Below are 21,196 nucleotides of genomic sequence, written 5' to 3'. Positions count from 1 at the left end.
ATAATTAATTATCAATCAATCAATTAATGTTTTAATTTGAGTTAGCTTGTAAATGGACAATGTTAATATCTTAACAGATTTGTTTACAAACAGTTAAATAAATGTTATTAAAGATTTTTTTGTGTAACACTTTAAATTTTATGTCGTCTCTTTATTATAATCAAAAAACTAAAATCAATTAATTAAAATCTTTCATCATGAAAAAATCAGCAGTAATTATCGCAATCGCATTAGGATTTTCTTTTACATCTTTAAATGCAACAAACGACATTGTAACACCTTCTACTTACGAAACTACAGTAACTAAAAGAGTTGTAGATCCATTTTGTGTTTCTATTATCAAAGGAGATTTAGAAACCGTAAAAAAATTAATAGAGTTAGGTCAAGATGTAAACAAGAAATCAAATGGTTTGACTCCTGCAATGTATGCAGCTAAGTATAATAGATTAGATATTTTAAAACTTCTTGTAAAGGAAGGCGCGAAATTAAATTTAAAATCATCTAAGGGAATGACAGCAAAAAAATATGCTGAACTTTCCAATGCTAAAGATGCTCTAGCTTACATTAAGGGGTTAGAATCTTAAACGAGAAGTTTCTAAAAATTAGAAACAATTATTTGAGTTAGTTAGTTTGAAAATGCACTTTAATCAATTAAAGTGCATTTTTATATTTTTTAATAGATTCTCTAATTTTTTCTTTTCTGTTTTCAGGATCTGGATGGGTACTCATACGTTCAGGAACACGATTAGGTCCTGCAGCTGCTTTAAGTATTTCCATAACGCCAATCATTTCTTCAGGATCAAAACCAGCTTTGATCATAAATTTAACACCTAGATCATCACTTTCCAATTCATCATCTCTACCATTAGTTAGTAATGTGTTTTGACCAATACCGCTTACTAGACCTCCAATATCACCACCAACAGATCCAGCTGTTGCTAAACCTTGCCAATATTCGCTTTCTGCAATACGTTCGGCGCTATGACGACCTAAAACATGACCAATTTCATGACCTAGAACACCTGCGAGTTGTGATTCGTTTTCAAGTTTTGAAAATAAGGCAAACGTGATATAAATTTGTCCTCCTGGTAATGCAAAAGCATTAATTGTATTGGGATCTGCTAATAAATGAAACTCATAGTTATATGGTGTTTCTTTAGCAATGCTACTATTAACTAATCTATTGCCAATATCATCAACAAGTGCTTGGTATTGATTATTTGGATGCATACCTCCATGTTGAGCCTCCATTTGAGGAGCACTAGCTAAACCAATTTGTATTTCTTTATCGGCCGTCATTGAAATCGTTTGCATGCGACCAGTATATGGATTTTCTTCTCTCTGACTGCAACGTTTTATAACGAAAAAGAGAGCTATGGCAACGCCAATAAGCAATCTCACTTTTAAATTTCTTCCTCTCATGATTGTAATAATTAGTGATTATAAATTTACAAAAGTTCTGGATTTATATCCAAAATATTTTGATTCAGGTAATTAGCTATAAACTCTTCAGAAAAATAATCTGCTCCCATCAATTGTTCTGAAGTAATAATATCTTTAATATTTAATTTTAAATAGGTATCTAAATATGGTTTTGAAAGTGGTTTATAGCTGTAATGCCAAGGTTCATATTTAAACCCTTTGCGTTCTTTCTTATCAGTGTATACGAGATAGAAACCAAAATCATTGGCATGCTCATCCATCCACTCTTTAAATTTAGAAAACACACCATCACCTTCAAAATGATTAGGGTTTAATACACGACGTGGTTGTTTGACATTACTGTCAATAAGATCGAGATCGGTTCCCCAATGATGACGAGATGTTCCTGGAATTGTAGAGTACTCTATAATTTTCTTAATGTTTTCAATTGGACTTAACCCATTATTGGAATTTTGTTTATACTTTCTTTCCCAAATTCTATTTTGGTGATTAAAGCCTCTATAACTAGACACAACTTGTACACGAATGTCACTTTTTAAAGCAGCTGCAGATAGTTTTAAAAAAGCATCATTGGCCTCTTTTCTTAAATTAAATCCATTACCATATAATTGTGGTTTGCCTTTTCCAATGAGTTCCTCATACGATATTAATGTTGTTGCATCCTGAAATGCCAACTGCGGGAAAACCGATATACCTATTCCAGTTAGGGATGTTATTTTAAAAAAATGTCGTCTATTCATAATGCTTTAAATAGTACATAATATGTGCCACTTTTTAATTTAAAATTTGTTTAATTTTTAGTCTTTTGATTAGACGCTATTTTTATCACTTCCTGCTTAAATTTGAAACCCTTTGTGTATCAAACTTAAGCAAAAATATTTATCTTCACTTAAAATATCTATCTATGTCATTTCAGTTTAAAATACTCGAAAAATCACAAATAAATGATGTTGTTCCTTTAGTTCAAAAGCTTAATGAGTTTAAACTTTCCGAAGCGTTATTGAAAGAACGTTTTGCTGAAATGGTTGCACAAAATTATGAATGTGCCGTTATTTATGATAATGAAAAACTTGTTGGTGTTTCTGGATTATGGTTTTGTACTAGACACTATGTTGGAAAAACAGTGGAGATTGATCATGTTTATATTGAAGATGACTACCGAGGTAAAGGTTTGGGGAAACAGTTTTTAGATTGGATTTATACATATGTTAAAACAAAAGGATGTACTACTGTAGAATTAAATACTTATGTTCAAAATTATCCTTCTCATAAGTTTTATTATAATGAAGGTTTTGAAATTTTAGGATATCATTTCTTGAAAAAGTTCTAATAATCTTTCCCTGAAAGAAAAAAGATAGTTTATATTTGCGCCCAGAATGCGAGAGTAGCTCAGTTGGTAGAGCGTCAGCCTTCCAAGCTGAATGTCGCCGGTTCGAACCCGGTCTCTCGCTCCAAAAGCTTCATAATATTATGAGGCTTTTTTATTTTAAATGATTGAGCTGTGTTCCAGATTTTACTTCGTAAGGCGCTTTGTTGTATTCAAAAATTCTAGCGTCCAATGGCCCTTTTAAAACTATTGAATCTCCTTTAACTTCTAGCCAACTGCCTTCTCGAATCCCAACAACAGGTTGCGTATTAAATTTATGAAACTCCTTTATTCTGGTCTCTCTTGTTTCGCCCATGTGCTTACTTGTTGGGTCTGGATCTAAATAATGCGGATTGATATTAAAAGGTACAAATCCAAAGGTTTTAAAACTTGGAGGGTATACAATAGGCATATCGTTGGTAGTACTTACTGTAAGACCACAGATATTACTTCCTGCACTTGTGCCTAAATAAGGCGTTCCATTTCTAACTGCAGTTTTAATGGTATTTATGAGATCATTTTTATAAAGTTGATTTACCAATACAAAGGTGTTTCCACCACCTGTAAATATACCTTTAGCATTTTTAATGGCTTCTTTCGGATCGTCAAATTCGTGAATACCAATCACTTTTTTGTCAATTTTTTTGAATGCTGTATTTACTTTTAAAGTATACTCATTATGTGTGATGCCTCCAGGTCTAGCATATGGGATGAATATGATTTCAGAAGTTTGCTTAAAAAAATCACCTAACTCTTCCAGTAAATACTCTAAGGGTTCTCCACCATGAATAGTTGAAGTGCTTGCGATGATAATATTTTTCATTGATCGTAATTTGTTGTAAATTTAGGTAAAGGATTAATTTAACAAAAGTTTAGTGAGTCTTTATTAATAAATTAAGTTTTCAAATCATTTCTTTACTTAACTAAAATATCAACTATGAAAAAACTACTACTCTTATGTATAGCACTAACATCTTTTTTGGCAATATCCCAAGACATTAAACGTGTAAAAGTTGATGGTAAAATTATTGTCGAAGGAGACGATGTAGAAGGAATAACTGTATTTAATACGTCGTCAAATAAAGGTGTAATTACTAGTGAAAATGGAGAGTTTACTATTGAAGTAGCATTAAATGATTTTATTGAGTTTAGAGCTTTGCAATATCAAAATTTTGACCTTCAAATTAGTGAGGCCATTATAAAATCAAAACGGATGCGTGTGTTTTTAATAGAAGAAATTAACAAGCTTGATGAAGTTTTGGTTTTAACCAAAGGGCTTTCGGGTGATTTAAGCACAGATGTATCTACAGTTAAAACATTTAATCCAAAACTGGATGCCCTTTACTTTGGCATAAAAAAAAGTGATGAATATGATTTCTCTGATGATGAACGCTCCCAAATAAAAAATGAGGCTATCCATTCACAATCTAAAACGATGGTCAATGGCCTTAATGTAGTTAATGTAGTTGACCAATTATTATTGCCGTTGTTTAGGAGTAAGATTAAAGACAAGAAAGATAAAGGTGTTCCAGATGTACCAGTAAGTTCTATTAAATACTATTTTGGTTCAGAATTTATAATAGATAATTTTAATATACCAGAGTATCGTGTAGAAGAATTCATACAATTTGTTGAAGACGATAAAGCCTTTGATGTGAGCTTATTAAATTATGGCAAAGAGCTAGAGTTTTTAGAAGTTCTAAATAAAAAAAGTAAAGAATTTTTAAAGAAAGATAGTGATAAGGAATAAACTTTTTTTCTTTTTACTGATCGTTTTGTTTTCTTCAGGATTAGTTGCACAAACTAAAGATATTTCGGGCAAAATTGTAGCTAGTGGTGATCTCGTTGGTATTCATATCATAAACAAAACAGCCAGTAAATTTACTATTACTAACGATAAGGGAGTGTTTGAGATTCCTGCAAAGCTAAACGATACAATTATGGTGTCTGGTGTTCAGTATAAGCCAAAAGAAGTTATTGTTACTGATATTATCATGCAAACCCAATCGATGATTGTAAACCTTGAGGATAATGTGAATTTGCTAGATGAAGTAGTTGTTGGAAAAGTACTTACTGGTGATCTGATGTCTGACATTGAAAACACAGAAGTTAAACGGGATATTAATTTTTATGATGTAGGCATCCCAGGATATACTGGGCCTAGAATGAAACAAAGCGAACGACGATTATATGAAGCAAAAAGTGGTGGTGGAATTGTGCCTTTAAATCCATTGATTAATTGGATTTCTGGACGAACAAAGCGATTAAAAGAACAAATTAAACGTGAAGAACTGAATAAAGCGGTAGATCAAGTTGAAGCTAAATTTTCTGAAATGCTTTTCGATACTGATACTTTGGATGCTACCAAACGAAAAGAATTTTTTTATTTTAGTGGAGATGATCCAAAATTTTTACCACTCAGTAAAACAAAGGATGAAATAAAAATGCTAGAGTTTTTAAAGGAAAAACTCAAAAAATTTAAACGAAGGCTTGAAAAAGATTGAGTATATATTATTTTTAATTTTTGCAGTGTTCAGTTGCAACTACAATAATGCTCAATCCATACAATTAAAAGGAAAGGTTGTGGCGAGCTCAGATTTGGAAAGCATCCACGTGCTTAATATTACAGCTCAAAAGTTTACTGTTACTAACGATAAAGGAGCGTTTGAAATCCCAGTAAAACTCAATGATACACTTTTAATTTCTAGTGTTCAGTATATACCTCAAAGCTTTGTAGTTACCAAAACAACCTTAGATATGAAATCTGTAGTCATTACACTTACTGATAGAGTTAATGAATTAGATGAGGTCGTTGTTGGTAAAGTTTTAACAGGTAATTTGTCTTCAGATATCGAAAATAGTGATGCGAAACGCGATATCAATTTTTATGATGTCGGGATACCTGGCTATGTTGGAAAACAAAAAACCCAAAAAGAGCGTAAATTATATGAAGCCGATGCTGGCAAATCAATAGTTATAGCACCACTGTTTGTTGGGATTAATATTCATAAAATCCTAAATAAAATTTCGGGTCGAACAAAAAAACTCAAACGCGCTGTCTTACTTGAAGAGCAAGATAAGTGCTTAAAAAAAATGATGGCTGAGTTTTCAGATTTGTTGTTCGAAAACTATGAGATAGATACACAATTAAAAACAGAGTTCTTTTATTATATTTCTGATGATCCAAAATTCACAGGGCTATGTAAAGGTAATAATAGCTTAAAAACCTATGAATTCTTATTACATAAACTTTACACATTTAAAGATGTTGATGAAGAGACAAAAGATTAATACTTCAAAAACTTAAAGATATTATTAACATTTTTTAAGGTAAAATAATTTGGTAAAATGGCTATTTTTACCACTTATTGATTGTTATGAACTTTTTAAAGGTCACTTTACTGGCTATTATTTTTCCTTTTGCAGCAACAACTGCTCACAAATATTATGTGAGTGTGACTCAGGTGAGCTACGTAAAAGAGAAAAAAGCGGTTCAAATCATTTCTAGAATCGATATTGCCGATTTAGAGTTGACACTTCAGGAACGCTATGATGAAAGTATTAAAATGACTTCTGTTGACGAGAAACCAATCGTTGATGAGTATGTCAAAAAATACTTAAACCAAAAAATTGAGATCAAAATTAATACTCGGGAAGTCGCATTCAACTATATAGGTAAAGAATATGATAATGATATAGTGGTTTGTTATTTGGAAATTGAAAACATTGACAAGATAACCACTATAGAAATGAGTAATACTGTGCTTTTTGATGCATTTCCGAAGCAAAAAAATGTCGTAAAAACGAAAATAAATTCCAAAGTCAATAATTTGATATTTACTAAAGACGATACGAATCAATACTTAAATTTTAAATAAATCAACCTTTTTTAATAACAGCTATGAAATTAGTAAAATACCTTTGTTTATCTATTGCATTTATTTCCTTCAATGCAATAGCACAAGATCAAGAGCCTGAGCCACAAACTGGTCATACGAACCAGAACAAGTTTAAACAGCTCTATGATGAATTTTCCACTCCAAACATGTACAGAACAGGTTCTGGAGCTCCCGGTCCAGCGTATTATCAGCAACAGGCCGATTACAAGATGGACATTGAGATCAACGATGATACGGCTGTATTGAGTGGTAATGAAACGATTACCTATACAAATAATTCTCCAGATGAGTTGAGTTACTTGTGGGTGCAATTAGATCAAAATGTGCGTCAGAAAGATTCACCTTCAAGAGATATCAATTCAAGTAGAATTACACCAGCAATGTCACCTTCAAGATTTACGTCATCTTATATGTCTGAGCGTTTTGATGGTGGATTCAATGTGGAGAGTGTGAAAGGAACAGATGGTAAAGCGTTACCTCACATGATCAATCAAACCATGATGCGAGTTGAATTGCCAAAGCCAATGAAAACGGGAGATAAATTTTCTTTTAGTATTAAATGGTGGTACCAAATCAACAATCATGTGACTGATGGCGGACGTTCTGGTTATGAATTATTCCCTGACGGAAATAGAAACTATGTAATCGCTCAGTTCTACCCAAGAATGGCAGTTTATAACGATGTTGAAGGTTGGCAAAATTCACAATTTTGGGGACGTGATGAATTTGCATTACCATTTGGAAATTTTGAAGTGAATATTACCGTTCCAGCCGATCACTTATTAGATGGTACTGGTAAGTTGACCAATAGAAAAGAGGTGTTTTCAAATGATATGATGAAGCGTTACGAGAAAGCCAAAAAGTCATATAAAGAACCTGTTGTTATTTCTACTCAAGATGAAGCAGAAGCCAGAGAAAAGGGGCGTTCAAATAAAAAGAAAACCTGGAAACTCTATGCAGAAAATGTAAGAGACTTTGGATTTGCTACATCTAGAAAATACATATGGGATATGATGGCTGTCAAAATAGGCAATAAAGATGTAATGGCAGTATCACTATATTCTAAGGAAGGAAATCCACTTTGGGAACAATGGTCAACTAAAGCTGTAGCGAGTACATTAAAATCATATTCGCGTATGACATTTGATTACCCATATCACAAAGCAATTTCAGTTCACGCAAGACGTCAAGGAATGGAATATCCAATGATTTGTTGGAACTATGGAAGACCTGATAAAGATGGTAATTATGACGATCGTACCAAATATGGAATGATGAGTGTAATTATTCACGAAGTAGGGCATAACTTCTTCCCAATGATTGTTAATAGTGACGAACGTCAATGGACCTGGATGGATGAAGGTTTAAATACTTTTATGCAGTATGTAGCCGAACAAGATTTTGGCGAATGGTATCCTACAGCTTTATCGCCAGGAGATGATAAGTACCCATCACGTCGTGGACCTGCTAAGAATATCACAAGATATATGGGAGGAAATCAGGACTATATTGCTCCAATCATGACAAAAGGTTTAAATACATATCAATTTGGAAATAATGCCTATGGGAAACCTGCTACCGCATTAAATATCTTGAGAGAAACAGTAATGGGTCGTGAACTATTTGATTATGCATTCAAGGAGTATGCTAACCGATGGATGTTCAAACACCCAACACCTGAAGATTTTTTCCGTACCATGGAAGATGCTTCTGCATTTGATTTGGATTGGTATTGGAGAGGTTGGTTCTATACGACAGATTGGGTAGATATTGGTCTTAAAGAGGTTAAAAAGTACTATGTGACTTCAGAACCAAATCAATATGCCAAAAACTACGCTTCGAGCAGAAATATCAATTTGGATGAGGTGGAATTGGTATACTTAGTTGAAGAGGGAAGTGAGGAGTTTGATGAAAAATTACGTAAGGGAACATCAGCAGATAATTCGCCAACTTTAAAAGAGTATATGATGGATAACTTTACTGCCGAAGAACGTAAAAGCATCAAGCAACCTAAGTATTTCTATAATATTACGTTTGAGAAGCCAGGCGGATTAGTAATGCCAATTATTGTTGAATTTACTTATGCTGATGGTACTTCAAAAACAGAAACATATCCTGCTCAAATTTGGAGATTTAATGATAATGAAGTAAGCAAAGCCGTTGCTTCTGAAAAAGAAATTATATCTATAAAAGTTGATCCAAACTTAGAGACTGCAGATATTGATACGTCAAATAATTCGTGGCCAAGAGAAGTGAAAGAAAGTGATTTTGACAAATTCAAAAACAAAGTAAAAGGATAATCAATTCTTTGAATACATATAAAAGCCGATATTATAATATCGGCTTTTTTTAACTCCATAATTTATATAAATAGTATATGTAATAACAAACAACTCATTATATTTGCATCGTGATACAACAAGCTACATTATTATTTATTGGTACTACAGAGATTCTTTTTATTCTTGTTATTGTAGTCATGGTATTTGGTGCAGATAAAATACCTGAAATAGCTCGTGGCTTGGGTAAAGGTATGCGTATGCTAAAAGACGCATCTAGTGATATAAAATCTGAAATCACTAAAAGTGCCGAAAAACAAGGTATTGATTCGAGTGTTACAAAAGAGATCACTCAAGAGATTAATAAAGTAAAGGATGATCTTGAAGACTTTACAGGTTCTGTGCGTCGAAATCCCTAATTATCGAATTCATAATTTGTGTTTATTTTTTCAATGAAAATCGCAATTTTTTATGCGAATACATTTTGATTATTTAATATATTTAGAAAATCATTAACCATCTAAATTATATTAAATGAAAAAAATGTACTTAAAGGTGTTGCTACTTATAGCAATTACCATGGTATCTTGTTCTAAAGAAGATACTAGTATTGAAATCGAATCTCAAGATATTCAATTCCCCAAAGACCCACTTACCGTTGATCAAATCAATAGCCGTATTAGCCAAACCATTCGTGAAACAGGCGACTTTGATTGGAGTAAAGAAGATGCACACTTTTTATGGAGTGCCGTTGTTCATGGACAAAACGTATTAACCATTGGTTATGGAAATGAAGGCCAAAGTTTTAGTGAAGCAAGAGACTCAGAATTGGAAGCCAAAAAGAATGGCTTAATAGACATTGTAGCCGATAATGAGAAAATAGATAAAACAGACCTCATACTTGTAGAGCAAGATATTTTAACAGTTATAGATATTGGTGTCGAACATATTGAAACAATCATTGCACTTAAAAAACATAAAGATGTTCGTTATTTAGAGCCTAATGGTTATAATCTATTTAGTTTCAATGAAAATGCTGAGCGTTCAAGTTCAGGTTGTGATAAAAATGGCGATTATATTAATCCTGCTCATTATTCAACAATAAGCCCTAATAATGCACAAGTATCTTGGCATTTCGATGAGCATAACATTCAACAAGCATGGAACTTATCAACAGGGTCTGGTGTTACTATTGGCCTCATAGATACAGGTGTGTCTCAATCCCAATCCTTATTAAATTCTTCTGGGATAAATGATGGCTATTCCAATGGTCGTTTTGTTCAAAAATATGGAACATTTATAGACTCAGCTTGGTGGTGGTCTAATAATTATGATGGTCCGCACGACAAATGCGGTCATGGTACAGCTATGGGGTCAACTATGGCTTCGCCTCGTAATGATAATGGCATGCCAGTTGGTGTTGCTTATAATGCCAATTTAGTAGCTTATCGTGCAACAGAAGATGTATTATTAAATGATTATCACGAACGTAAAGGCGTGTCTAAAGCTTTAACACAATTAGGAAATAGAAGTGATGTGAAAATTATCTCTATGTCTATAGGATATGTATGGTCTATAGGAAATATAAAAGACGCCGTAAAATATGCTTATAGTAAAGGGAAGCTGATATTTGCAGCAGGAGGAACATCAACAAGCTTTACAAATGGGTTTGGAGTGATTTTTCCAGCGACTATGAGTGAAACTGTGGCTGTAACAGGCGTTGATGATGGTAGTAATTATGAGCGTTGCGACACGTGTCATAGCGGAAGTAAGATTGACTTTACCATTGTAATGGAAGGCGATAATAATACGAGTAAAGCACCTCCAGTATTAGGGTTTTATAATGGTGATCGTCGTTATACAGGTGGATCGTCTGTAGCAACTGCTACTACGGCTGGAATAGCTGCTTTAGTATGGTCCAGACATCCAAGTTGGAGTAGAACACAAGTGCTCAATAGATTGAAGCAATCGGCCGATTTTTATCCATACAAAAATGGAAGCTTTGGCTATGGAAATATTGATGCTTTACAGGCCGTTCAATAAAACGTTTGATTTTTAATTAATGAAAAACCTCTTCATATTTTGAAGAGGTTTTTAAATACCCTTTAAAATCAATGTGCATTTCATCGATTTTGGTTTTCGTTTTGTGAAGTTTATCCGATAAAAAAGTGTATTCAACGATTATTTTGTTGTAACTAAGCTACTATGAGATACTTTGTCCTTCCCAAATTAACTTAAATTGATATATGAAAGCAAACCTACTCTGCTGTTTTCTGTTGTGTTCCCTTCTGTCTTTCAGTCAAACAGAACGAGATATTATCAAAAAAATTGATAGTATCAACGATCGTGCATTATATCATTATAACAATAATGACCTTGCAAAATCCTTCAACTTATTTAATCAGGCTATTAAACTATCAGATTCAATAAATGATAGCTACGGAACAGCATTGGCTAATTTTACCATTGGTAAGATTTATAAATTTATGCATGAAGACAAAAAAGCAAAAGCCAGCTTTAATACAGTTATTGAAGCGTCAAAAAAAGAAGGCGATAATTTTTTATTAGCGAGTTCGTATTTGAAGTTAGGTCAAATGTATATGCATAAAATACCTCCAACAGATGCGATACAGTATTTTGAAAAGGCTATTTATTACGGTAATAAATACAATGTAAGAGATCAATATAATGCCGATAAGAGAGATGAGGTCTTATTTGATATAAGATTAAACTTATCTAAACTATATATTAAAACTAATAATCTTCCCAAGGCATTAGTTCATTTATCAAGAGCAGAAAGCTGTTTGGCATATATTGAAGATCAAGGGTTTTCTAAAGCGCGATGGTATTTCATTCAAGGTGAATATTTTATTGCTAAAGAGCTATATAATAGTGCCAACTTATCATTATTAACTGCAGCAGATCTTTTGGAGCATCATAATTCGATTGATTTTGAAAATAAAAATGAATTACTAAGTAATATCTATAAGAAAGTATCAACAACATATGCGTGGTTAGAAAACGACAAGCAGGCTTATGAGGCATTGTTAATGCATAACACTTACAGAGATAAATACATTAATGAGGAAAAGATTAGACAGGGCATTATTGCAGAATCAAGATTTTCTATTGAAAACTACAAAAATGTAGCTCAGTTAGCTAATAACGAGAGAATAGAGCAATTAGTGAAGAGTAATAAGATCAAAAATGTAAATGTCATCATAACCATTACTGTATTTTTATTATTTATCTCCTTATTGACAATGTATAGAAGTTATGTGTCTAAACGTAAGTTAAGTCATATTTTAGAAGCCAGAAACAAGCAATTAGAGGTGGCTAAAAATCAAGCCGAAAAATCATCCGAACTAAAAAGTAATTTTATTTCCAATGTGACTCATGAATTAAGAACACCACTATATGGTGTTGTAGGATTAACGTCATTACTTCTTAAAAATAATGACCTTAGTGCTAAAGATACTAAGTTTCTAAAATCGTTAAAGTATTCTGGGGATTATTTACTTAACTTAGTTAATGATATTTTGCAGATAGGAAAAATCGAATCTCAAAAAATAGAACTAAAAAATGTCACTGTTAATATTAGAATGTTGATAGAAAATCTAGTGAATTCTTTTGATTATAGATTAGAGGAAACCAATAATCAAATACAGATTTCAATAGATAAAAATATTCCCGATTTCATCAAATGTGATAATGTTCGCTTGTCTCAGGTTTTAATAAACTTAATTGGAAATAGCATTAAGTTCACTGAAAATGGAAAAATAGATGTTAGAGTAAAACTTTTAAATACTAGTGCAGATAAAGTCTCATTAGGCTTTGAAATAGAAGACAATGGTCCAGGAATTCCGAAGGAGAAACAGCGATTGATATTTGAAAACTTTTCTCAACTAGATAAAAACAGCAATACTAATTATCAAGGGACTGGATTAGGATTACCAATTACCAAAAATATCATAGAGTTGTTTGGAAGTACCTTAGAAGTCGATAGTGAAACAGATATGGGTACTACATTTAGTTTCGAATTGACTTTTGAAATAGATAAGGATGCTAAAGTTGAAAAAACGAAAGCTAAAAAAGCAAAAGGCAAAGCAATATCTCTAACTAAAAAGTATAAAATATTAGTTGCCGAAGATAATAAGATCAATCAAATCGTTACTCAAAATTTACTCCAACGTGAAAACTATGAATGCGTGGTTGCCAAAAACGGATTAGAAGCTTTAGAAGCTCATCAAGACACCGGTTTTGATTTAATTTTAATGGACATCAACATGCCAGTTATGAATGGAAATGAATCCACTAAAGCTATCCGTGAATTTGATGATGAAACACCAATTATTGCCTTAACTGCAGCAGATATTGAACAGGTGAAAGAAGATTACAAGGGAATAGGTTTTGACGGAATTATCACAAAGCCGTTTGATAACTATGAATTTTTCCAAACCATTTCCGAGCACATTCAGAAGAGAAAACCTTCCGGTGATCAACCAGAATTTAAACTTGAAAAGGTGTCGTAAGACTACTTTTTTCTGCTTATAGTCAATCCATCTCGTATAGGAAGTAATACAGTTTCAACGCGTGTATCATTCTTTAATAAAGTATTGTAGGCTAAAACCGCTTTGGTCGAATGATCTTTAGTATTAACTGGCTCAATAACTTTTCCATGCCACAATACATTGTCTGAAATAATAACACCTCCAGTGTTTAACTTGTCAATTATTAAATGGAAATAATTAACATAATTGGGTTTGTCTGCATCAATAAATACAAGGTCAAAGGTCATGTCCAATGTTGGTATAATATCAATCGCACTTCCTAAATGCTGATGAATTTGCGCGCCAAAAGGTGATTTGTCAAAATATTTACGTTGAAAATCTACGAGTTCTTCATTAATGTCTATAGTGTGTATGTCGCCATTACTTTGCAGGCCTTCAGCTAAACATAAGGTTGCATAACCCGTAAATGTTCCTAATTCTAAAATGGTTTGCGGTTGTATAAGCTTAGAAATCATACTCAGTACACGACCTTGATAAGGTCCACTAAGCATAATAGGCTGTAATATTTTCTGATAGGTTTCTCTGGTGAGTTGTTGTAGTAATTCTGGTTCGTCTTGAGAATGTGACACCACATAGTCATCTAATTTTTCTGGAAGAAAATGCATTATCCTAATATTCTATTTACCAATTTATCTTTAGCATTTTGATCATCACCACAAAGCCATTGAATGACATTGTCTTCCCAAATAGCATCGCGTTCTGTTTCAGTTATAATATCACGTTCTATTGCTAGATCTAGAATCTTTCCAGGATAAGACGACTGCTTTTCACTTTCCATTTCACCTAAAGGGTATGGGTCATCTAATCCCATTAAGACTTGTTTAGACGTTTGGTTTTTAATTAATAACTGTAAACCACCAGTATCATGAACTAATGTATCAAAAAAGATGTTTGGATGTCCTACGGCCTTTCTTGGGTGACTCTTCCCTTCAAATAGATCTGGTCGTCCATCAAAACCTTGAATACGTCGCCCTAAATTAATTTGAGCTAACTGCCCACCATGAGCAAAGCATGTACGCATATTTGGATACTTATCTTGATAGCCATTTAGAGTTAAAAAGTGATAGGCATCGGCACATTGTGCTAACATCCAAATCAAATGAAAACGCCAAGACGTGTTTTCTAGTTTGATAAATTTTTCACCATCATAAGGGTGTATTTCTACCGCAAGATTATATTTATTAGCCAATTCAAAAATGGGCTCATTCTCTTCATCAAAAATACAACGCCAAGTTCCTATAGTATCCATATAATGTGTAGGTAGACACAATAATTGCATTCCTAATTCTTCTACACAACGCTCAATTTCCCAACAAGCACCTCTAACAAATCCAGGATGAACTACAAATCCACAGGTAAATTTACTCGGGTTTTCATGTTGAATTTTGGCATTAAAATCGTTTTGAAAGCGTAAGGCTTGTTTCATTTCTTCTACGCGTAATCCATTTCCGTAGAGTTGAGATAAGTTTAAAACAACCGCATGGTCAATATTAAAGCGTTCCATCCATGCGAGTTTTTCATTTAAAAAGAAACTCGAATCTGTAATTGGACGATTCCAGTCTTTTTGAAGCATGAATTTTCGATCTTTGTCTACCCAAAAAATTCCTTTGTCTTTCATAAACTGAGGAATTTCCTCAGGATAAGGAAGTAGGTGAGAGTGGCCATTTATGCGAAGTTTTCTTTTCATTTATAGTTTAGGTTTTAGACATATCATTGTGGCTTGCATTGTTGCATAGATTAGGTCTTGATTTTCATTGGTAACAACACCTTCGCAAAACGTAAGTGTATTGCCAGATTTGATGACTGTACCCTTAGCTATGATTTTATCGGTTTCAGCAGCTCTAATAAAGTTAGTTTTAAACTCTACAGTGAGTACATCAGATCCCTCAGGCATGGTGCTTAAGGCAGCATATCCACAAGCTACATCTGCAATACTTGTCATCACACCTGCATGAAAATAACCATGTTGTTGTGTTAACGTGTCATTTAAAGTACACGAAATCTGTACATGTCCTTTTGTGATAGAAATCAGCTCAGCACCAAGGGTTTTCATAAAACCCTGATTGTAAAAACTTTGTTTAGCGACTTCTATCATAAGGTATTAATCTAATTGAACTTTTTTTGGAGGCTGCATCACTTCTCCACAATTAGGGCATGAGCGTTTATCTGTATCGCCATAATATTTATCAAATATTTTTGGCATATCTGTTTCAATATTGTCTAATGTAAAATCCTCTTCATATAATTTTGTAGTACAGTTTTCACAAAACCACAATAAGGCATCCTGAACACCTTCTTCTCTTGGATATTCAATCACAAGTCCAACAGTATTAGCACCTCGTTGTGGAGAATGCGGAACTTTTGGAGGTAATAAGAACATCTCTCCTTCTTTTATATGTATGTCTTTTGGAGTGCCTTTATCAATAACTTTAAGGGTGATATCACCTTCTACTTGATAAAAGAATTCTGGAGTTTCATTATAGTGATAGTCTTTTCTGCTGTTGGGTCCACCAACAACCATCACAATAAAATCACCATCTTTCCAAACCACTTTATTACCAACAGGTGGTTTGAGTAAGTGACGATTGTCTTCAATCCATTCTTTAAAATTTATTGGCGAAACTAATTTACTCATGGTATTATTTTTTTGGCGTTCCCTTATCAGGTCAGGCTTTCCGCTATATCTTTTTTACGTGTTCTCACGATGCTTAAACAACGATAAAAAGGATGTCGCTTCAATCCTTAACGCGAATTCATCAATTCAATAAAATTAATAATAAAAAACGGAATTATTGGCTTACAAAGATTTTGTTCGTCCTCCATCTACCGGAAGGTTAATTCCGTTAATATAAGCAGCACGCTCACTAGCTAAAAATGTAATGGCATCTGCCAATTCTTCGGGTTTAGCAAAACGTTTAGCTGGTACGGCATTTTTCATGGCATTGGCAGCTTGTTCTTCGGTGTGTCCTGTTTTGGCCGATTTGTTTTTTATGATTTCTGTGAGACGCTCTGTTCCGGTGGCTCCGGGAAGCACGTTGTTTACCGTAATTCCAAATTGACCAAGTTCATTAGCTAATGTTTTACTCCAGTTGGCTACTGCACCACGAATGGTATTGCTTACACCTAAGCCATCCAAAGGTTGCTTTACAGAGGTAGAGATCACATTAATAATACGACCAAAGCCTTCACCTTTCATAAATGGAACAACAGCTTGTGCTAAGACATGATTACACTTTAAATGTTGCGTGAATGCGTTTTCAAATTCCTCAACTTCAGCAGAAAAAACAGGACCGCCTTTTGGGCCACCTGTATTATTAACTAATACATGAAATCCGTGATGCTGATTGATATAAGCTTCCACACGTTCTTTTAGAGCGCTCGGATTAGAAAAATCGGCAACAATATAATCATGATGCCTATGTTGAGGTAGTTGCTCAAGCGTAGCCTTGAGCTTGTCTTCATTTCTTGCAATTAGTGTCACTTGAACGCCTTCTTCGGCTAAGGCTATAGCAGTAGCCTTACCAATTCCTGCTGTGCTACCACAGACTAATGCATATTTATTATTTAATTCTAAATTCATTTATTTTACTTTAAAACTAGTTATGATTTTATCGCTTGTTTTAAGATAGTCGTCATAGCTCGAACTAAGAGCAGAAAATGTAAGTATGTACATGACTTCTTCTTTGTAAATAAGGACTTGTTTAAATTTTAGTTTATTGCCAGATACGTCACCACTCAATACAATGGTATGTTGTTTATTGTCACCTGTACTTTCAATAACCTTTCCATTTTCAATCATTGCTTTTGTTTGGTTTATTGAAGACTCTACATATTGGTCCATCGAAACATTTGCTCCCTTTAGGCTTTGTATGATTAAATTAATGTTTTCTTTGAATTTATCGCCTTCAGTCAACGGAGAGTAAATAAAAAATGTCGTCTGCATTTGACCAGAATCATCAAATATCCAGTTATCAGGATATTTTATACTGTAAGTCTCGTTTTCAAAATTGGTCCAGTCTTCTTGGCAAAATGAGATATTAATAGTTAATAAAAAGAAGAGTAAAATTAGTTTTTTCATGGGTTGTTTATTTTTAGTCAAAGTACATAAATTATTCAATGATGTATGTGTGTTATGTGTTATTTTTTGAATGCCTTATCCGATAGGTTCTTAATATGACTTCAAGTCTTGCAGGTTTTATCTTTAGATCTTCAAGGCTTATTTTAAAAAATCTATCGTCGGCGTCATAAAATGTGAGGTGAGCTGTTGATGATTTCCCCATACCTTCATAAGTTATAGCGTCTTCATAAATCTCAAACCAACTAATTTTAGGTTCAGAAACTAACTGTATACCGTTATTGTCTATCGTAATTTGAACACTGTTGTTAAACGTTTTTTTAATAGACATGAACGCCAAAGAGCCGCCAGTAGCTAATAAAAAGCTTCCTATAATATAGCTTTTAATACTATCATCAAAAAGCAGTGCAAAACTGATTATTACCGTGACAATTCCAAATAAAAGAATAAATATGCTATGCTTTTTAGAATAGTAAATTTTAGTCACTGAGGGAACCGACGGGTCTTCTTCATAAATATCATCTTCACGAAACTTATAATCAAGTGCATCTAATTTCAGTTGATCTTTTTTGGATCTAATTTCTGTTTTTTCAAAAACGTGTCCATCAGCCCAAATCAATTTTTCTTCAATGGCTCTTTTTTTTAATTCATGAACATTTCTCACGTGTTCAAAAGCCCAAATACGCCATTTGGTAATTAGGATACTCCAGATAAGCCACCCTAATCCTAAGCCTAAAATAATAGCAATAGCAATCATCCAACTCGGAATAATGTCTTTTTTAGATAAAAAAACAGCAAGAGCAGGACAACCAATTAGGCATAATATTACTGGAACATTAATTGTTAAATGTCCTCTTTTAATGGCTTTATCTACAGAAACGTCTTGCTTCAAAATATACTTTACAAAAGTCTTTCATGGTTGAAGTTAGTATTTTATGCATACATTTTTAGCTTCGGTAAAAAAGCGTAAGGCTTCAAAACCACCTTCACGACCTACTCCAGAAGCTTTTACACCTCCAAACGGTGTCCGTAAGTCACGCATCATCCACGTGTTTACCCAAACAATTCCAGCTTGAAGTTGATTGCTCATACGCATAGTGCGTTTTAAATCGTTGGTCCAAAGTGTTGCTGATAAACCGTATTTAACCTTGTTGGCCATTTGTAAGACATCATCTTCACTGTGAAACGGCATAATAGTGACCACAGGTCCAAATATTTCTTCTTGGTTGACTCTGCATTCATCATTTGGTACTTCAATAACCGTAGGTTCTAAATAATATCCATTTTCAAACCCATCAACGACAACGTCATCACCACCACACAAAATAGTTCCGTTTTCATCTTTAGCAATTTGAATGTAGTCTTTGACTTTTTCTAAGTGAGGTTTTGATACTAGAGCACCTATGTTTGTGTCAGGTTGAGATGGATGACCAACTTTAAGTTGCTTCACTTTTGCCACAAAATCGGTTTTAAATTTGTCATAGATAGAAGCTTCTACAAAAATCCGACTTCCACAAAGGCAGATTTGCCCTTGATTAGCAAATGACGAACGAACTGTTGTGTTGAGCATATCATCATAATCGCAATCGGCAAAAATGATATTTGGATTTTTCCCGCCTAATTCTAAAGACAACTTCTTAAACATTGGAGCAGCAACTTTAGCGATATGAGCACCTGTTGCAGTTCCTCCTGTAAAAGAGATAGCTTTGATGTCTGGGTGTTCAATAATAGCTTGACCTGTAGAACCTCCAAGACCATGAACAATATTGAGGACACCTTTTGGTAGTCCTGCTTCATTACAAATTTCGCCAAGCAGATAGGCAGTCATTGGAGTTACTTCACTAGGTTTTGCAACCACACAATTGCCAGTGGCTAATGCTGGTGCAATTTTCCAAGTAAAAAGATATAACGGAAGATTCCAAGGGGAAATACAACCTACAACACCAATGGGTTGACGCAAAGTGTAATTGATAGCTTGTTGACCAACACTTTCATGGCTTTCACTAGCGAATTGAGTAATGGCATTTCCGAAGAACCTAAAATTACTTGCCGCTCTTGGGATGTCTACTGTTTTAGCTAAACTAATAGGTTTCCCGTTGTCCTTGCTTTCAGCTTCTGCAAAACGTTGTAAGTTGGCTTCGAGTAATTCTGAAATTTTAATAAGAATGCGACTGCGTTCCTCTAAAGTGGTTTGCGACCAACTTGGAAAGGCAGATTTTGCTGCTATATATGCATTTTCAACATCGTCTTTATCTGAGTTTGGAATTTGTCCGTAGATTGTCCCATTGGAGGGATTATAATTATCTATCCAATTATCTTGAATTGGATTATGAAAATTGCCGTTGATGTAGTTTTGGATGTTCATTACAACTCAATTAGATCGTTAATTTGCTAATTCGATGACTAAAATTAAGTCTTTTATTTTGTTTGTAATGAATCAATCTCATCTTTATTTAAACGGGAACTAATTAAGGCGTCTACTTTTTTGATTTGGTTGATCGTATTATTAAACTGATATGAAATTTCACTTTCAATACTTTGTATGATTACAATATTATTTCTAAACCCTAAAGACTTTAAAGTCTCAAATGATTCTATGTGCAATGTATTAAAGTCGACATCATCTTTCAAGGCTTCAAAGAAATTATTAATTTTTATATCAATCCCTTTTTCAGAAATGGTTTGAAGATCATATTCCATGATTTTTAGTTCTGACAGCTCCTTGTTAAGTTCAGAAAAACTGTCATCATGCAAATTGATATAATTGATGAGATTAGTTTGTGTGAATGTATAGGATGTAGATCTAAAAATGTCGGCGAGATAATTTTTTAGCTTAGCTTGTTGGTTTTCTATGGAATCGCTGGCTAAGAATACATTAAAATTCTCTAAAGTTTGATCAAGATTTTCACGATACTCATAATCTGAATTTAGATCATCTAGATTTAATCGATTCTCTTCCTGTAGTTTTTGTAAGAGTACTTTTTCGTTCTTCTGTGCTTTTAAATTTTCATTCCAGTTATTGATTCCTAATGCAATTAAAATACCTATAACGACAAGTAGAATCTCACCAATAGCATATTTGAGATACTTAGCTGTTTTGCCTTCCGAGAGAAGTGATCTACGAATATGTCTAAAGAATTTTATCATTAATTATGACGTCTTATAGGCCATCACCTTAATCTCAACCACCAAATCTGGATGCGGTAATTGATGTACTGCAACGGTTGTACGTGTTGGTCCTGTGGCTTTGTCAAAAAATTCTGCATAGGCTTTATTGTAACCTGCAAAGTCATTCATATTTACTAAAAATGAAGTGACATCTACTACATCTTTAAGCGATGCACCAACTTTAGCTAAATTCTTTTCTATGTTTTTTAATACTTCGCGTGTCTGGGTTTCAATATTGAGACGTTTGGTGCCCATCTCATCAATAATGTCTACGCCAGCAATAGTATTATCTGGTCTACGTGAACTCGTGCCTGAGACAAAAATAAAATCGCCAACTTGCTTTACATGTGGATAAGCGCCTCTTGGTGTTACTGTGTTTTCGCTCATAATATAGT

23 protein-coding genes and 1 tRNA gene are annotated in these 21,196 nt (G+C 33.6%); 11 read left to right on the top strand and 13 right to left on the bottom strand.

The genetic code is table 11. The features are described 5' to 3' along the window. Positions 1-197 precede the first annotated feature (197 nt). Positions 198-584 (top strand): ankyrin repeat domain-containing protein, encoded by a 387-nt coding sequence (locus KWG70_RS13870; protein ID WP_230936641.1) that lies wholly within the window; start codon positions 198-200, stop codon positions 582-584. Positions 585-651: 67 nt separating this feature from the next. Here KWG70_RS13870 and KWG70_RS13865 read toward each other — a convergent pair whose 3' ends face one another. Together KWG70_RS13865 and KWG70_RS13860 are read right to left on the bottom strand one after the other, a co-directional pair. Next, complete coding sequence (locus KWG70_RS13865) at positions 652-1,422, bottom strand: M48 family metalloprotease (protein ID WP_230936640.1); 771 nt, start codon at positions 1,420-1,422, stop codon at positions 652-654. A gap of 26 nt (positions 1,423-1,448) precedes the next feature. Next, complete coding sequence (locus KWG70_RS13860; protein WP_230936639.1) at positions 1,449-2,183, bottom strand: M15 family metallopeptidase; 735 nt, start codon at positions 2,181-2,183, stop codon at positions 1,449-1,451. Between the two features lie 164 nt (positions 2,184-2,347). Here KWG70_RS13860 and KWG70_RS13855 point away from each other — a divergent pair, with 164 nt between their 5' ends. Continuing rightward, positions 2,348-2,773 (top strand): GNAT family N-acetyltransferase, encoded by a 426-nt coding sequence (locus KWG70_RS13855; protein ID WP_230936638.1) that lies wholly within the window; start codon positions 2,348-2,350, stop codon positions 2,771-2,773. 48 nt (positions 2,774-2,821) lie between these two features. Then, positions 2,822-2,897: transfer RNA gene (locus KWG70_RS13850), tRNA-Gly, on the top strand. A gap of 27 nt (positions 2,898-2,924) precedes the next feature. Here the strand turns inward: KWG70_RS13850 and pepE are convergent. Further along, a complete protein-coding gene (gene pepE / locus KWG70_RS13845) occupies positions 2,925-3,632 on the bottom strand; it encodes a dipeptidase PepE (RefSeq protein WP_230936637.1) in 708 nt (235 codons plus the stop codon). Between the two features lie 114 nt (positions 3,633-3,746). Between pepE and KWG70_RS13840 the strand changes: the two genes are divergently transcribed. The 8 genes from KWG70_RS13840 (at position 3,747) to KWG70_RS13805 (ending at position 13,519) form a co-directional block, all read left to right on the top strand. Then, positions 3,747-4,559 carry a carboxypeptidase-like regulatory domain-containing protein gene (locus KWG70_RS13840; RefSeq protein WP_230936636.1) on the top strand — a complete coding sequence of 271 codons (813 nt, stop codon included), beginning with the start codon at positions 3,747-3,749 and terminating at the stop codon, positions 4,557-4,559. Positions 4,560-4,584: 25 nt separating this feature from the next. Continuing rightward, positions 4,585-5,313 carry a carboxypeptidase-like regulatory domain-containing protein gene (locus KWG70_RS13835; RefSeq protein ID WP_230936635.1) on the top strand — a complete coding sequence of 243 codons (729 nt, stop codon included), beginning with the start codon at positions 4,585-4,587 and terminating at the stop codon, positions 5,311-5,313. Continuing rightward, complete coding sequence (locus KWG70_RS13830) at positions 5,300-6,100, top strand: carboxypeptidase-like regulatory domain-containing protein (RefSeq protein WP_230936634.1); 801 nt, start codon at positions 5,300-5,302, stop codon at positions 6,098-6,100. Before KWG70_RS13835 ends, KWG70_RS13830 begins: the two co-directional genes overlap by 14 nt. An 86-nt stretch (positions 6,101-6,186) precedes the next feature. Continuing rightward, the gene (locus KWG70_RS13825) at positions 6,187-6,687 is read left to right on the top strand and encodes a DUF6702 family protein (RefSeq protein WP_230936633.1); all 501 of its coding nucleotides are present in this window, start codon (positions 6,187-6,189) and stop codon (positions 6,685-6,687) included. A 23-nt stretch (positions 6,688-6,710) separates the two neighbouring features. Next, positions 6,711-9,008: a M1 family metallopeptidase gene (locus KWG70_RS13820; protein ID WP_230936632.1), complete on the top strand. Its 2,298-nt coding sequence runs from the start codon at positions 6,711-6,713 to the stop codon at positions 9,006-9,008. A 110-nt stretch (positions 9,009-9,118) separates the two neighbouring features. Next, positions 9,119-9,406, top strand: coding sequence for a Sec-independent protein translocase subunit TatA/TatB (locus KWG70_RS13815; protein WP_230936631.1), 288 nt, complete (start codon positions 9,119-9,121; stop codon positions 9,404-9,406). A gap of 115 nt (positions 9,407-9,521) precedes the next feature. Next, positions 9,522-11,030 carry a S8 family peptidase gene (locus tag KWG70_RS13810; RefSeq protein ID WP_230936630.1) on the top strand — a complete coding sequence of 503 codons (1,509 nt, stop codon included), beginning with the start codon at positions 9,522-9,524 and terminating at the stop codon, positions 11,028-11,030. 203 nt (positions 11,031-11,233) lie between these two features. After that, a complete protein-coding gene (locus tag KWG70_RS13805) occupies positions 11,234-13,519 on the top strand; it encodes an ATP-binding protein (RefSeq protein WP_230936629.1) in 2,286 nt (761 codons plus the stop codon). A gap of 2 nt (positions 13,520-13,521) precedes the next feature. Here KWG70_RS13805 and KWG70_RS13800 read toward each other — a convergent pair whose 3' ends face one another. From KWG70_RS13800 to KWG70_RS13755, 10 genes are all read right to left on the bottom strand, one after another. After that, a complete protein-coding gene (locus KWG70_RS13800; RefSeq protein WP_230936628.1) occupies positions 13,522-14,163 on the bottom strand; it encodes an O-methyltransferase in 642 nt (213 codons plus the stop codon). Beyond that, entirely contained in the window at positions 14,163-15,245 is a 1,083-nt protein-coding gene (locus tag KWG70_RS13795) for an amidohydrolase family protein (RefSeq protein ID WP_230936627.1), read from the bottom strand. Before KWG70_RS13795 ends, KWG70_RS13800 begins: the two co-directional genes overlap by 1 nt. Further along, positions 15,246-15,611, bottom strand: coding sequence for a PaaI family thioesterase (locus KWG70_RS13790; RefSeq protein ID WP_230936626.1), 366 nt, complete (start codon positions 15,609-15,611; stop codon positions 15,246-15,248). It lies immediately after the preceding gene. A 48-nt stretch (positions 15,612-15,659) separates the two neighbouring features. Continuing rightward, positions 15,660-16,193, bottom strand: a complete 534-nt coding sequence (locus tag KWG70_RS13785) for a 3-hydroxyanthranilate 3,4-dioxygenase (RefSeq protein WP_230936625.1) — start codon at positions 16,191-16,193, stop codon at positions 15,660-15,662. 162 nt (positions 16,194-16,355) lie between these two features. Beyond that, the gene (locus tag KWG70_RS13780) at positions 16,356-17,138 is read right to left on the bottom strand and encodes an SDR family oxidoreductase (RefSeq protein ID WP_230936624.1); all 783 of its coding nucleotides are present in this window, start codon (positions 17,136-17,138) and stop codon (positions 16,356-16,358) included. Beyond that, complete coding sequence (locus KWG70_RS13775; RefSeq protein WP_230936623.1) at positions 17,139-17,636, bottom strand: PsbP-related protein; 498 nt, start codon at positions 17,634-17,636, stop codon at positions 17,139-17,141. 52 nt (positions 17,637-17,688) lie between these two features. Beyond that, positions 17,689-18,525: a hypothetical protein gene (locus KWG70_RS13770; RefSeq protein WP_230936622.1), complete on the bottom strand. Its 837-nt coding sequence runs from the start codon at positions 18,523-18,525 to the stop codon at positions 17,689-17,691. A 33-nt stretch (positions 18,526-18,558) separates the two neighbouring features. Next, a complete protein-coding gene (locus KWG70_RS13765; protein ID WP_230936621.1) occupies positions 18,559-19,998 on the bottom strand; it encodes an aldehyde dehydrogenase in 1,440 nt (479 codons plus the stop codon). 53 nt (positions 19,999-20,051) lie between these two features. Beyond that, positions 20,052-20,780: a DUF6090 family protein gene (locus KWG70_RS13760; RefSeq protein WP_230936620.1), complete on the bottom strand. Its 729-nt coding sequence runs from the start codon at positions 20,778-20,780 to the stop codon at positions 20,052-20,054. A gap of 3 nt (positions 20,781-20,783) precedes the next feature. After that, positions 20,784-21,188 (bottom strand): RidA family protein, encoded by a 405-nt coding sequence (locus tag KWG70_RS13755; RefSeq protein WP_230936619.1) that lies wholly within the window; start codon positions 21,186-21,188, stop codon positions 20,784-20,786. Positions 21,189-21,196: the final 8 nt, after the last annotated feature.

This window comes from Psychroserpens luteolus (assembly GCF_021032705.1).
Taxonomy (GTDB): domain Bacteria; phylum Bacteroidota; class Bacteroidia; order Flavobacteriales; family Flavobacteriaceae; genus Psychroserpens; species Psychroserpens luteolus.
The sequence above is the reverse complement of the archived record's forward strand: the minus strand, read 5'-3'. Positions and strand labels throughout refer to the sequence as shown.

Excerpts from the sequence above, each read along its gene's own strand:
- KWG70_RS13795 (WP_230936627.1), bottom strand. The coding sequence starts at position 15,245 with ATGAAAAGAAAACTTCGCATAAATGGCCACTCTCACCTACTTCCTTAT.
- KWG70_RS13855 (WP_230936638.1), top strand. The coding sequence starts at position 2,348 with ATGTCATTTCAGTTTAAAATACTCGAAAAATCACAAATAAATGATGTT.
- KWG70_RS13840 (WP_230936636.1), top strand. The coding sequence starts at position 3,747 with ATGAAAAAACTACTACTCTTATGTATAGCACTAACATCTTTTTTGGCA.
- KWG70_RS13780 (WP_230936624.1), bottom strand. The coding sequence starts at position 17,138 with ATGAATTTAGAATTAAATAATAAATATGCATTAGTCTGTGGTAGCACA.
- KWG70_RS13775 (WP_230936623.1), bottom strand. The coding sequence starts at position 17,636 with ATGAAAAAACTAATTTTACTCTTCTTTTTATTAACTATTAATATCTCA.
- KWG70_RS13785 (WP_230936625.1), bottom strand. The coding sequence starts at position 16,193 with ATGAGTAAATTAGTTTCGCCAATAAATTTTAAAGAATGGATTGAAGAC.
- KWG70_RS13805 (WP_230936629.1), top strand. The coding sequence starts at position 11,234 with ATGAAAGCAAACCTACTCTGCTGTTTTCTGTTGTGTTCCCTTCTGTCT.
- KWG70_RS13865 (WP_230936640.1), bottom strand. The coding sequence starts at position 1,422 with ATGAGAGGAAGAAATTTAAAAGTGAGATTGCTTATTGGCGTTGCCATA.
- KWG70_RS13790 (WP_230936626.1), bottom strand. The coding sequence starts at position 15,611 with ATGAAAACCCTTGGTGCTGAGCTGATTTCTATCACAAAAGGACATGTA.
- KWG70_RS13760 (WP_230936620.1), bottom strand. The coding sequence starts at position 20,780 with ATGATAAAATTCTTTAGACATATTCGTAGATCACTTCTCTCGGAAGGC.
- KWG70_RS13870 (WP_230936641.1), top strand. The coding sequence starts at position 198 with ATGAAAAAATCAGCAGTAATTATCGCAATCGCATTAGGATTTTCTTTT.
- pepE (WP_230936637.1), bottom strand. The coding sequence starts at position 3,632 with ATGAAAAATATTATCATCGCAAGCACTTCAACTATTCATGGTGGAGAA.
- KWG70_RS13765 (WP_230936621.1), bottom strand. The coding sequence starts at position 19,998 with ATGAACATCCAAAACTACATCAACGGCAATTTTCATAATCCAATTCAA.
- KWG70_RS13825 (WP_230936633.1), top strand. The coding sequence starts at position 6,187 with ATGAACTTTTTAAAGGTCACTTTACTGGCTATTATTTTTCCTTTTGCA.
- KWG70_RS13820 (WP_230936632.1), top strand. The coding sequence starts at position 6,711 with ATGAAATTAGTAAAATACCTTTGTTTATCTATTGCATTTATTTCCTTC.
- KWG70_RS13860 (WP_230936639.1), bottom strand. The coding sequence starts at position 2,183 with ATGAATAGACGACATTTTTTTAAAATAACATCCCTAACTGGAATAGGT.
- KWG70_RS13800 (WP_230936628.1), bottom strand. The coding sequence starts at position 14,163 with ATGCATTTTCTTCCAGAAAAATTAGATGACTATGTGGTGTCACATTCT.
- KWG70_RS13810 (WP_230936630.1), top strand. The coding sequence starts at position 9,522 with ATGAAAAAAATGTACTTAAAGGTGTTGCTACTTATAGCAATTACCATG.
- KWG70_RS13755 (WP_230936619.1), bottom strand. The coding sequence starts at position 21,188 with ATGAGCGAAAACACAGTAACACCAAGAGGCGCTTATCCACATGTAAAG.